Annotated in this window: 10 protein-coding genes; 3 read left to right on the top strand and 7 right to left on the bottom strand. The window is 68.0% G+C overall.

Translation table 11 applies throughout. From position 1 onward, the window contains the following. Positions 1-8 precede the first annotated feature (8 nt). The 6 genes from F5X71_RS20530 to F5X71_RS20505 form a co-directional block, all read right to left on the bottom strand. Positions 9-1181 carry an acyl-CoA dehydrogenase family protein gene (locus F5X71_RS20530; protein ID WP_167463505.1) on the bottom strand — a complete coding sequence of 391 codons (1173 nt, stop codon included), beginning with the start codon at positions 1179-1181 and terminating at the stop codon, positions 9-11. Positions 1182-1186: 5 nt separating this feature from the next. Beyond that, positions 1187-2038, bottom strand: a complete 852-nt coding sequence (locus F5X71_RS20525) for an enoyl-CoA hydratase family protein (protein ID WP_167463504.1) — start codon at positions 2036-2038, stop codon at positions 1187-1189. A 73-nt stretch (positions 2039-2111) separates the two neighbouring features. After that, positions 2112-2642 carry a MarR family winged helix-turn-helix transcriptional regulator gene (locus tag F5X71_RS20520; RefSeq protein ID WP_167463503.1) on the bottom strand — a complete coding sequence of 177 codons (531 nt, stop codon included), beginning with the start codon at positions 2640-2642 and terminating at the stop codon, positions 2112-2114. Position 2643: 1 nt separating this feature from the next. After that, positions 2644-3420, bottom strand: a complete 777-nt coding sequence (locus F5X71_RS20515) for an SDR family NAD(P)-dependent oxidoreductase (protein WP_167463502.1) — start codon at positions 3418-3420, stop codon at positions 2644-2646. A 5-nt stretch (positions 3421-3425) separates the two neighbouring features. Continuing rightward, positions 3426-5933, bottom strand: coding sequence for a bifunctional salicylyl-CoA 5-hydroxylase/oxidoreductase (locus tag F5X71_RS20510; RefSeq protein ID WP_238815360.1), 2508 nt, complete (start codon positions 5931-5933; stop codon positions 3426-3428). Between the two features lie 127 nt (positions 5934-6060). Further along, positions 6061-6297 (bottom strand): hypothetical protein, encoded by a 237-nt coding sequence (locus F5X71_RS20505; RefSeq protein WP_167463500.1) that lies wholly within the window; start codon positions 6295-6297, stop codon positions 6061-6063. 18 nt (positions 6298-6315) lie between these two features. On the opposite strand from F5X71_RS20505, the gene F5X71_RS20500 reads away from it, so the two are divergent. The 3 genes from F5X71_RS20500 (at position 6316) to F5X71_RS20490 (ending at position 10687) form a co-directional block, all read left to right on the top strand. Beyond that, a complete protein-coding gene (locus F5X71_RS20500) occupies positions 6316-6972 on the top strand; it encodes a hypothetical protein (RefSeq protein ID WP_167463499.1) in 657 nt (218 codons plus the stop codon). A 296-nt stretch (positions 6973-7268) separates the two neighbouring features. Beyond that, on the top strand, positions 7269-7682 hold the full coding sequence (locus F5X71_RS20495; RefSeq protein WP_167463498.1) for an MmpS family transport accessory protein: 414 nt from the start codon (positions 7269-7271) through the stop codon (positions 7680-7682). Then, positions 7679-10687 (top strand): RND family transporter, encoded by a 3009-nt coding sequence (locus F5X71_RS20490; protein ID WP_167463497.1) that lies wholly within the window; start codon positions 7679-7681, stop codon positions 10685-10687. Before F5X71_RS20495 ends, F5X71_RS20490 begins: the two co-directional genes overlap by 4 nt. Here the strand turns inward: F5X71_RS20490 and F5X71_RS20485 are convergent, their stop codons facing one another. Further along, the gene (locus tag F5X71_RS20485; protein ID WP_167463496.1) at positions 10688-11617 is read right to left on the bottom strand and encodes a hypothetical protein; all 930 of its coding nucleotides are present in this window, start codon (positions 11615-11617) and stop codon (positions 10688-10690) included. Positions 11618-11741: the final 124 nt, after the last annotated feature.

The following is an 11741-nucleotide window of genomic DNA, read 5'->3' as shown; positions in this document are numbered from 1 at the left end:
ATCGGAGATCAGGACGGATCGGGTGGCACGCCGCGCAGCAGTTCCCGGGCGATGATCAGCTGCTGCACTTCGGTGGCCCCTTCGTAGATGCGCAAGGCGCGGATATCGCGGTAGAGCCGTTCGACGGGCTGGTCATGGACCACGCCGAGCGCGCCCCACATCTGAACGGCGGCGTCGATCACCTGTTGGGCGCCCTCGGTGGCGGCCATCTTCGCCATGGCCGCCTCTCTGGTGACGGTGCGGCCCTGATCGCGTTGCCACGCGGCGCGATAGGTGAGCAGCGCGCTGGCGTCGATGGTGGTCGCCATGCGCGCGAGTTCGGCTCGGGTGAGCTGGAAGTCGGCCAGCACGCCGCCGAACATCCGGCGTCCGGTGGCTCGGCGCACCGCTTCGGCCAGTGCGCGCCTGGCGAATCCGAGCGCGGCGGCGGCCACCGAGGTGCGGAAGATATCGAGGGTGCGCATCGCGATACCGAAACCTGCCCCCGCCGCCCCGATGCGCGCCGTCGCGGGCACCAGGCAGCCGTCGAAGCGCAGGCGCGCGAGCGGATGCGGGGAGATCACCTCGATGCGCTCGGCGATGCGCAGGCCCGGATTGTCGGCATCGACGATGAACGCCGAAATCCCTTTGGCGCCAGCGGCTTCGCCGGTGCGTGCGAACACGACGTAGAAATCGGCGATGCCGCCGTTGGAGATCCAGGTCTTCTCGCCGTCGAGCACGAAACAGTCGCCGTCGGCCCGTGCGGCACAGGCCAGCGCGGCGGCATCGGATCCGGCCTCGGATTCCGAGAGCGCGAAGGCCGCGATCGCCGCGCCGCTCGCCACGCGTGGCAGATAGCGGCGCTTCTGCTCGTCGGTGCCCGCCAGGCTGATCGCGCCGGAGCCGAGTCCCTGCATCGCGAACGCGAAGTCGGCGAGCGCGTCGTGCTCGGCCAGCAGCTCGCGGGTGAGACACAGTGCGCGCGTGTCGATCCGGTCCTGGCTGCCGCCGAATTCGGTACCGGCGACCGCGGGCCGCAGCCAGCCCGCGGCGCCGAGTTCCCCGACCAGCCTGCGACACCGGTCGTCGAGGTCGGGCCCGGTGTCGCACCCCAGTCGGTCGGCGGCCCAATCATGCAGCGCGGCAGCATGTTTACGGTGTTCGTCGGCGAAGAACGGCCAGTCCCAGTGGTCGGCGTGCACGGGTATCAATTCCCTTCGAACCGGGGGCGCTGCTTGTCCCGGAAGGCGCGATACGCGCGTCCGAAATCCTCGGTCAGCATGCAGAGGGCCTGTGCCTGCGCCTCGGCCTCGATGGCCTGGTCCACCGTCATCGACCATTCCTGGTGCAGCATGGTTTTGGTGATGCCCTGGGCGAAGGTCGGCCCCTCGGCCAGGCGGCGCGCCAGCGCACGGGCGGCGTCGAGGACCTGCTCGGGCTCGGCGAGCTGATTGAGGAATCCCCACGCGTACGCCTCGTCGCCGGTCATCGTCCGGCCGGTGTACAGCAATTCGGCGGCGCGGCCCTGCCCGATGATCCGCGGCAGGATCGCGCAGGCCCCCATATCGCAGCCGGCGAGGCCGACCCGGGTGAACAAGAACGCGGTCCTGCTGCGCGCGGTGCCGACGCGCAGGTCCGCGGCCATCGCCAGGATCGCGCCCGCGCCCGCGCACACGCCGTCGACGGCGGCGACGATCGGCTGCGGGCACGCGCGCATCGCCTTGACCAAATCCCCGGTCATCCTGGTGAATTTCAGCAGCTCGGGCGCGGGCAGCGCGATCAACGGCCCGATGATGTCGTGCACGTCGCCACCCGAGCAGAAGTTCGCCCCGGCGCCGGAGAGCACGACGACCGCGACGTCCTCGGCATAGGCCAAGCGGCGGAACAGATCTCGCAGCTCCGCGTAGGAGTCGAAGGTCAGCGGATTCTTTCGTTCCGGTCGGTCGAGCACGATCGTGCCGACACCGGCGTCGACCTGCCAGCGGAAGTGTTTGCCCGGGTAGTCGGCGAGCGTCGTGCGGTTGGCCGCGCGCAGAGCGGGATCGATGTGCTGGGTCATGCTGTGTCTCCTTTCGCATGCCCGAGGGGCCCGACGTGGTTACGCAGACTTCCTCCTGCGGGCCCTGACTCGTTCATGCGGGGTCCCGTGGGGTAGCTGGGTCGGTGGCGAGGTGGATGCGGAGCTTGCCGAGCAATTCGAACAGCGCCTGCTCGTTGTCGCGGCCGAATCCGGCGAACATCTCGGTGAGCCAGCCCTCGTGCTCGGCGGCCATCTCTTCGAATCGGGTGCGGCCCAACGCGGTCAGGCGGACCAGCGTCGCCCGCTTGTCGACCGGGTCCGGCAGCCGGTCCACCCATCCCTCGGCGACCAGCTGGTCGGTCAAACCGGTGACGTTGCCGCCGGTGACCATCAAGTAGCGCGACAGCGCGCTCATGCGCAGGCCGTCATGGTGGCGAGCGAGCTGCGCCAGGTAGTCGAAGCGGGGGAGCGAGGTCGCGAACCGCAGGCGCAGCCGCGTCCGGATCTCCTGCTCGATCTCGTTGGCGGTGGCCAAGAGCCGCAACCACAGCCGTACCTCGAGATGGTCGCCGGAGCCGGCGCGCGCCTCCATTCCGATCCGTTCGTCGCCGAGCACCGGCACCGCGTCCGGCTGGATGGTCATCTCACATCACCTCTCCGCCGCTGACCGAGATCGACTGCCCGGTCAGCGAATCGGCCGCGTCCGAACAGAGCCAGGCTACGGTCGCGGCGACCTCCGCGGGCTCGATCAGTCGTCCCTGCGGGTTGTGTCGGACGAACGCGGCCCGCGCCTCGTCGGTGCTGCGCCCGGTCGTTTCGGTCACGTGTGCCACGCTTTCCTGGAGCAGATCGGTATCGGTGAAGCCGGGGCAGACCGCGTTCACGGTGATCGGTGTGCCCGAGAGTTCCAGCGCCAGTGCGCGAGTCAGCCCGACGACACCGTGCTTGGCCGCCGCATAGGCGCTGACGTAGGGATAACCGCGCAGCCCCGCGGTACTGGCGATGTTGACCACCCGCCCGCGCCCGCGGGCGAGCATGTCCGGGACAGCGTTTCTGGTGCACAGGAAGGTGCCGGTGAGGTTGACCGCGAGCATGCGCTGCCAGAGTTCGTCGCTGGTGTGCCGCAGCGGTGCGCTGGCGGCCTGTCCGGCGTTGTTGATCAGGATGTCGATCGCGCCGTGCCGTGCGCGGGCTTGTGCGAGCGCCGCGGTGACCGCCGTCGGGTCCGTGATGTCGCACGAGACGGCGTGCGCGGCAGCGGAGTTCGGAAGCCTGGCGACGGTGTCGGTGGCGCGGGTCAGATCACGGGCGAGCAGCGTGAGGCGGGCGCCGTCCGTGGCCAGCCTGCTCGCGATCGCCGCCCCGATCCCGCGCGATCCACCGGTGATCAGCGCGTGTCTGCCGCGGGTCGGTTCGGTCACGCCGGTCACCCCTTCGCCGCCGCGGCGGCCTGCTGGCGCTGGATGTTCGCCTCGAATTGCCGCTTGCCCGCTCGATATTGCTTCGGCCAGGTGAGTTCGGTGAAGCCGATCTTGGCCGCCTCGGTGAGGGTCCACGCGGGGTTCGCCAGGTGCGGGCGCGCGATGGCGCACAGGTCGGCGCGTCCCGCCGCCACGATGCTGTTCACATGGTCGGCCTCGGAGATCGCCCCGACCGCGATCGTGGCGATGCCCGCCTCCTGGCGCACCCGGTCGGCGAAGGGCGTCTGCCACATCCGTCCGAAGGTCGGCTGCTCCTGCTTGGACACCTGCCCCGACGAGCAGTCGATCAGATCGGCGCCCGCCTGCTTGAACTGCTTGGCGATCTCGACGGCATCGGCCGGTGTGATGCCGCCGTCGACCCAGTCGTGCGCCGAAATACGCACCGACACAGGCAATTCGGCGGGCCACGCGGCACGCACCGCCGCGAAGACCTCCAGCGGATAGCGCAGCCGGTTCCGTAGTGTGCCGCCGTAGTCGTCGGTGCGCTGGTTGGTCAGCGGCGAGATGAAGCTCGACAGCAGATAGCCGTGCGCGCAATGCAATTCGAGCCAGTCGAAGCCCGCCCGCGCCGCCCGCCGGGTCGCCTCGACGAACTGGCTGGTCACCTCGTCCATGTCGGTGCGGGTCATCGCGCGGGACCACTGACTCACCCCGGGCAGGTACTGCTGGGGCGAGGCCGAGATCAACGGCCAGTTCGGTTCGTCGTCGTCCGCGGTCAGCGGTTGGTCGGTGCCGTCCCACATCCGGCGCGTGGAACCCTTGGCGCCGGAATGGCCGAGCTGTATCCCGATCTTGGCATCGGTGTTGGTGTGCACCCAGTCGACGATGCGCTGCCACGCCCGCCGCTGTTCGTCGGTATAGAGCCCAGGACAGCCGGGCGTGATCCGGGCCGTGGGGCTCACGCAGGTCATCTCGGCGAAGACCAGTCCGGCCCCGCCCGCGGCGCGCGCGCCGAGATGGACCAGATGAAAGTCGCCCGGTACCCCGTGCACGGCCGAATACTGCGCCATCGGCGAGACGATCACGCGATTCTTCACCGTCACCGAGCGCACCGTGTACGGCGTGAACATCGGTGGGACGGAAGGCTCTTCGGCGGAGCGGCGCACGCCGGCCCGCGCGTCGAACCAGCGTTCGTAGTCCTCTAGCCAGCCCTTGTCGCGTAAACGCAGGTTCTCGTGGCTGATCCGCTGGCTGCGGGTGAGCATCGAGTACATGAACTGCTCGGGTTCGAGTTGGTCGCAGTAGCGTTCGCCGCACACCTCGAACCACTCCATGGCGTTCCACGCCGCGTTCTGCAGGCGCAGCGCGTCGATCGACCGCACCTCTTGGTACCGGGTGAGCACGGTGGGCAGGTCGGCGGGGGAGTCGCCGTGCGCGCCGAACTGGCGCACCAGCTCGATGGCATCCTCCAGCGCCAGTTTGGTGCCCGAGCCGATCGCGAAATGCGCGGTGTGCACCGCGTCGCCCATCAGCACGACGTGGCTGTCCCCGTTGTGCAGCCACCACTGTTCGCATTTGACCCGTTGGAAGTTCTGCCACCCCGATCCCGGCAGGTGACGTGAGTTCGTCATCAGCTTCTCGCCCCGCAGGTTGTCGGCGAACAGCCGCTCGCAGAAGGCCACCGATTCGTCGGGGCGGGCCTGGTCGAGTCCGTGTGCGCGCCACACGTGTTCGGGGCATTCGACGATGAAGGTGCTGGTGTTGTCGTCGAACTTGTAGATGTGCGCCTGCACCCACCCGTGTTCGGTCTCGACGAAATCGAAAGTGAAAGCGTCGTACAGTTTCTCGGTGCCCAGCCAGATGTAGCGGTTCGGCCTGGTCACCAGGTCGGGCGCGAAGACGTCGCGATGCCTGCCGCGGATCTTGGAGTTGATGCCGTCCGCCGCGACGATCAGGTCCGCGTCCGCAAACTCGCGATCCGAGTCGACCTCCCGGTCGAATTCCAGCCGCACCCCGACCTCTTCGCATCGCTGCTGCAGGATGTTGAGCAGCTTCTTGCGGCCGATGCCGACGAAACCGTGCCCGCCCGAGCGCAATACCCGGCCCTTGAACCGCAGCTCGATATCGTCCCAGTGATTGAACGCCGACTGGATCCGGTCCGCCGTCGGCCGATCCCACTCGCGCATGGTCTCCATCGTGGCGTCGGAGAACACCACGCCCCAGCCGAACGTGTCATATGGCCGGTTCCGCTCGATGACGGTGATCTCGTGCTCGGCGTTGAGCTGCTTCATCAGCAACCCGAAGTACAAGCCGGCGGGTCCGCCGCCGATGCACACGACCTTCATGTGCTCTCCTCTGAAGTCGCGGTAGCAGTACTTTACAACTAAAGCTTTAGCTGTGAAGTAGTTTTTGGGGTCGGATGTCGGGAGGTTCGGCCGTCGGCCAACGTGTCGGGTCGCATGCTGCTCATCTGACCGGCGCCGGACGTGGGAGGCGTCGTCGGTGCGGTCCATCGCGCGGCTGGGCGCGGACAGGTGGGGCTGCTACCGGGTCGGGATGTGGTGCACGGCGGTCACCGGCCTTGCGTGCCGTGCGCATGCCTGACGGAACATGCTGTGCCGCAACGGCACCTGGCGATGATCAGCGACGGAAGAGGCGGCGTAGGCGCGCGCGTATACCGGTGTCGGGTTCGGTTGCGGGGGCGGCGGTTTCGGCGGCGGACTGAGCCGCGGTCGCCTGGGCGAAGCGCACGTGCAGCTGTTCGCGGACCTGTTCGGGCGTGTAGGCGCGACGACGTCGCTCGGCCCGCGCGATCACCACGCCGGTGGCGACCACACCGGCCGCACCCGCCAATCCCACTGCCTTCCACCACCGCATAGCGCATAGGCTACGGCCATGACGGGGACGGGCATCAGTCTGGATCGGGCACTCGAGCTGACCAGGACGGGCGACATCTGGCTGTTCCGCGGTCATTCGGCCGCTGACCGGGCGATTCGGCTGACGACGAACAGTCCGGTGAACCATGTCGGCATGTCGGTGGTACTCGATGATCTGCCCGCGCTGATCTGGCATGCCGAGCTCGGCCGTTCGCTGCCGGACATGTGGTCGGGTGGTGCCCACCGCGGCGTCCAGTTGCACAATCTGCGCGACGCCGTGCTGGTGTGGGCGCATCGCTACGGGCAACAGGCCTGGTTGCGGCAGTTGAATCAGCCCGCGACCAGGGAGATGGAAGACAGCCTGCTGCGCACCATCGCCCGGCTCGACGGCACCCCGTTCCCTTCGACCGCCGGCCTCGCCGGCCGCTGGTTGCGCGGCCGGGCGAGCCTGCCGCTGCGGAAATCGCGCAGGTCCGCGGCCCGGGAGCTGGAGAGCGCGTACTGCGCGGAGATCGTCGCCGCCACCTACCAGGCGATGGGATTGCTGCCTGCGCATCGCAGCCCCAATTGGTATGACCCGGGCCGCTTCTGGAGCGGAGACAACCTGCAGCTTTCCGGTGGTTACACGCTGGGCGGCGAAATCGCGGTGCGCACACCGCCCGCGCCTGAGTCCTGACCGCCGCGGGGGAGGCGCATCGAGCCGACCGCGGCGCTCGTCGGGCCCGACGGCGTCGAGTGGTCGCGCGATCTGAACGCACGGTTGAAACCAGTGGTAGCAAGCGTGCCAGGAATATGTCGTATGGCATATTGCCGAGCGCGGATGCTTTCTGTTACCGTCCGTCACGGTAAACGTCCGCCGACCCGCGACCGTCGCATCCGGTCACCTCGGCGGTTGGGTGACGCGACCGGCGCAGAGGTGCCGCGAATTAGCGGAGAAGAAGCTCGAGGCTCGAACGGATAGCGGGGAAAGTCATGAAGGGTGCCTGGGTGTACGGCGTGGTATTCCTGGTTCTTGGCCTGACGGCGATCTTCATCGCGCGGCTGCGGCTGAGCGAGATCGAGGACTTGGCGATCGGGCATTCCAGCCCGCAGCCGGTGCTCGGGCAGCTGCGAGAGAAGGTCATCGACTACGAGATCGACGGCCCGCCAGGCGCTCCCGTGCGGCTGTCCTATCTGGACGAACGGGGCAAGGTCAAAGATGTGTCGGCGGAACTCCCGTGGCGCACCTCGCTGCGCACCCGCGAGATCGCCCTGCCGACCGGCGTTGTCGCACAAGCCGATTCCGACCAGCTCTCGTGCCGGATTTTGATCAACGGTCAGGCGCGTGACACCCAGGCGGCCAACGGCCCGTTCGCCGCGGTCAACTGCACGGTGCCGGTGTCATGAGGACGTTGCCGCGGCGGCGCGAAACCGAGCCGCGCGAGCCCCTGCGGGACCGGCTGCGCGCGCTGCGTCCCAAACTGCGCCATGAGTTCTCGGTGCCTTTCGATCGCACGCTGCTGCGCCGCACGCCCGGTCGTCCGCTGTACGCGCGCCTGCTCTACATGTTCTCCCTGCCGATCATCGCGATCTGGCTGCTGCTCGCGGGCGGGCTGAATCTCTTTGTCCCCCAGCTCGAGACGGTCGTCAACGGACACGCGCGCTCCTTCCTGCCGGACGAGGCGTCGTCGGTGCAGGCGATCGTCAAGATGGGCGACTCGTTCGGCGGAGCGGGCACGAACAATTTCGTCTACGTTCTGCTCGAGGGGGACGCGCCGCTCGACGGCGAGGCCCACCGGTACTACCTGACGCTGCTGGATCGGTTGACGCAGGACAAGAAGCACGTCAACTCCGCCATGGATCTGTGGTCGGACCCCGACTTCGCACCCGCCAGCGAGAGTTCGGACGGCAAGGCCGCCTACGTGCTGCTCAACCTGGCCGGAAACATGGGCACCGCGCTGGCCATGGAATCCACCGAGGCGGCCAGGAACATCATCGCCGACACTCCGCCGCCCGCGGGGGTCACGGTCCACCTGACCGGTCCGTCGGCGGTGGTGAACGACGAACTCGTCTCGATCAACGATTCGATTCTGCTGCTGATCATCATGTGTGCCCTGCTGGTCGGTGGCGTGATGCTGTGCGTCTACCGTTCGCCGATCACCGTCGCCATGCCGCTGCTGACCGTCGGCATGGGCTTGGCGGTGGCCCGGCCCGTGGTCGCGTATCTCGGCGAACACGAGGTGATCGGCGTTTCGATCTTCGCCTCGGCGCTGCTCGCGGTGATCGTGCTCGGCGCGGGTACCAACTACGGCATCTTCCTGCTCGGGCGATACCAAGAGGCCCGGCGTGCGGGTGAGGATCCGGAAACGGCGTATTACACCGCGCTGCACGGGGTTCTGCACATCATCATCGCGTCCGGGCTGACCGTCGCCGGTGCGACCGCGTGCATGTCGTTCACCCGGTTGGCGATCTTCAGCACCTCCGGCTTGCCGTGCACCATCGCGGTGGTGGTCACCCTCGCCGCCGCGTTGACCCTGGGGCCCGCGCTGCTCGCGCTGGGCAGCAGGCTCGGTTTCCTCGAACCGCGCGCGCAGTCCTCGCAGCGCCGCTGGCGCCGGATCGCGACCGCCGTCGTCCGCTGGCCGGGCCCGGTGCTGGTCGCCAGCCTGGCCGTGCTCGTGCTCGCCATCCTCGTGCTGCCGACCTTCAGCCCGAGCTTCAACGAGCGGATCGCCCAGCCGAGCGACTCGCCCGCGAACCTCGGGATCGCGGCCGCGGATCGGCACCTGCCGCCGAACATCATGGCCCCCAGCATCCTGCTGGTGCAGTCCGACCACGATCTGCGCAATCCCGCCGATCTGGTGGCACTCGCGAAGCTGACCAACGCGGTGGTGAAGGTGCCGGGAGTCAGTGCGGTGCAGGGGATTACGCGACCGTTGACCACGCCGCTGGAACTCGGCACGCTCACCGGCCAGGCCGGCTACATCAGCAGCCGGTTCACCCAGATGAAAGACATGCTCACCCCGCGTCTCGATGACCTGACCGGCCTGGCCGGACGTATCGACCAGTTGAATCTCACCATCAAGGGGCTCGAAACCGCCCTCGCCACCGGGCAACAGGGATTCGACCAGGTGAACAGCAGCGCCACCGCCATGCAGAACGCGGTCACCGGCGTGGTCGAGAAGCTCAACAGCCTGCGTGACACCGCGGGCCCGGCACGGGAGTTCGTGAACTCGATCCCGAATTGCCAAGACAGTCAAGCGTGCCGAGCCGCACAGACCGGCTTCTCACTGTTCGACGACACCGCCCAGCTCGACGGCGCCGTCAGCGGGCTCGTCGACGGCATGCACACCGCCGCGCAAGCACTTCCGCAACTCGCCACCCAGGTGGACAGCCTCAAAGGCTTCATCGCGCAGGTCCAATCCGTGGTGGCGCCGCTGCGGGGCACCCTCGACATCCTGCTCCCGCAGATCTCCGATATCACCCGGTTCCTCGACGAGGTCGCAAGCAGTTTCACCGCAGCCGATCCCAGCGAGTTCTTCTTCCTGCCGAGCCAGGCCTTCGACAGTCCGTTGTTCAAAAGCGCGCTGCCGTACTTCTTCTCCGCCGACGGCAAGGTGACCCGCATGATCGTCACGCCGCAGATGGAGGGCTTCAGCCGCGAGGCGATGGACCTGAGCGCCCAGATCATTCCCACGGCACTGCAGGCGATGAAGGGCACCTCGCTGGCGGGCAGCACCGTGAGCATCGGCGGGCCGGGCGGCACGCTGCTCAACATCGAGGCCTTCGTGCACGAGGACTTCGTCACCAGCGTGGTCGCCGCGTTCGCCTTCGTCTTCTGCGTCGTGCTGATCCTGCTGCGCAGCCTGGTCGCCGCCATCGCGGTGATCGGCACCGTCGCCCTGTCGTACCTGTCCGCCCTGGGCTTGACCGTGTTCATCTGGCAGCACCTCGTCGGCAACCCGCTGCACTGGTCGGTGGCTCCGGTCTCGTTCACGTTCTTGGTAGCCGTGGGCGCGGACTACAACATGTTGCTGGTCAGCAGATTCAAGGAAGAGCTGCGGGCGGGCATCAACACCGGGATCATCCGCTCGATGGTCAACACCGGCGGGGTGGTCACCACCGCGGGCCTCGTCTTCGGCGTGACCATGTTCGCGATGCTGGTGAGCTACGCGCACAACATCGCCCAGATCGGCACCACCGTCGGCATCGGGCTGTTCCTCGACACCCTGATCGTGCGCTCGTTCGTCGTCCCCAGCATCGCCGCACTCACCGGGCGCTGGTTCTGGTGGCCGATCAACATTCTGCGCAAGCCCGAACCGAAGCAGCGACGCCCGCGGACGTTCCCGGTTCAGGTGAGCGGAATACGTCCTGCCGCACCGGCTTTTGACGCGTCCACGACGGGTCGGTGACTATCGACTCCTGACGGGCATCGGCTCGGGGTCGGGTTCGGGTTCGGGTTCGGCAGCCTGTTGCGACAGATTGCCGAACACCGCCACCGCCACCGCGCCCCCGATCGCGAGGAAGAAGCCCAGTACCGCAAGCCATTCCAACCCGGGCCGCGACGTGTCGCCGAGCATCAGCACGCCAACGATCCCCGGCACCACCGTCTCGCCGACCACCAGCGCCGCGGTCGCACCGTTCACCGAACCGAGCTGCAGCGCGACAGTATGCAGATAGAACCCGCCGATCCCCGCGATCGCGATCGTCCAGGCCGCCGGGTCGGCGAGCAGCGCGGCCACATCCAGCCCGTCGATCCCGTGCACGATCCGAACCGCGATCGCCAACGCCCCGAACAACATTCCGGCCGCCAGCCCCGCCGCCACCGCGCCACGCGACCCCAACCGCCGCACCACCAGTTGACTGGCCGCGAACAACAACACCGACACGATCAGCACACTCCAGTGCAGCACCGGATCATCACTGCCACCACCCTCGCGCCCCGCCGCGGCGCCGAGCGCGGCCAGCGCGAGAATCACCGCCCCGATCGCCACCCAATCCCGCGGCCGCAACCGGATACCCAGCACGAAAATGCCCAGCACCGCCGTCACGATCAGATTCGCGCTCATGATCGTCTGCGACAGAAACAACGGAATCAGCCGCGCCGACACCGCGTTACCCGCGAACCCCACCACATCGAGCGCGCTCCCCAGAATGAACGTCACCGTCAACACCGCCGCCACCGTCGAAGCCACCGTAGGCGCCCCCGTCTCCGTGACCTGTCCACCCACCCCACGTGCCGCCGCCTCCGCCGCCGACCGCCGCGCCGCATAAGCCTGCAACACCGAGGCCACCCCATACCCAAGGCAAGCCAGCAACGCCGCCACCAACCCGATCAGCATCGAACCGGCCAAGACAGGGGAGAGGTCATCGCAGTGAACACAACCGACAATAACGTTCGCCAGGCAAACTATCTTCCCGGGAGGTGGTGCTGCCGGGGCTGTGCTGCTCGAGCCGCCCTTGACC

The sequence above is a fragment of the Nocardia brasiliensis genome (assembly GCF_011801125.1).
GTDB classification, from domain to species: domain Bacteria; phylum Actinomycetota; class Actinomycetes; order Mycobacteriales; family Mycobacteriaceae; genus Nocardia; species Nocardia brasiliensis_C.
This window is presented reverse-complemented; position numbering and strand designations above follow the sequence as displayed.

Bases quoted from the DNA above. Each gene is read 5' to 3' on its own strand.
- F5X71_RS20510 (WP_238815360.1), bottom strand. From the start codon at position 5,933: ATGGACCGCACCGACGACGCCTCCCACGTCCGGCGCCGGTCAGATGAG.
- F5X71_RS20490 (WP_167463497.1), top strand. From the start codon at position 7,679: ATGAGGACGTTGCCGCGGCGGCGCGAAACCGAGCCGCGCGAGCCCCTG.
- F5X71_RS20505 (WP_167463500.1), bottom strand. From the start codon at position 6,297: ATGCGGTGGTGGAAGGCAGTGGGATTGGCGGGTGCGGCCGGTGTGGTC.
- F5X71_RS20495 (WP_167463498.1), top strand. From the start codon at position 7,269: ATGAAGGGTGCCTGGGTGTACGGCGTGGTATTCCTGGTTCTTGGCCTG.
- F5X71_RS20485 (WP_167463496.1), bottom strand. From the start codon at position 11,617: ATGCTGATCGGGTTGGTGGCGGCGTTGCTGGCTTGCCTTGGGTATGGG.
- F5X71_RS20500 (WP_167463499.1), top strand. From the start codon at position 6,316: ATGACGGGGACGGGCATCAGTCTGGATCGGGCACTCGAGCTGACCAGG.
- F5X71_RS20525 (WP_167463504.1), bottom strand. From the start codon at position 2,038: ATGACCCAGCACATCGATCCCGCTCTGCGCGCGGCCAACCGCACGACG.
- F5X71_RS20520 (WP_167463503.1), bottom strand. From the start codon at position 2,642: ATGACCATCCAGCCGGACGCGGTGCCGGTGCTCGGCGACGAACGGATC.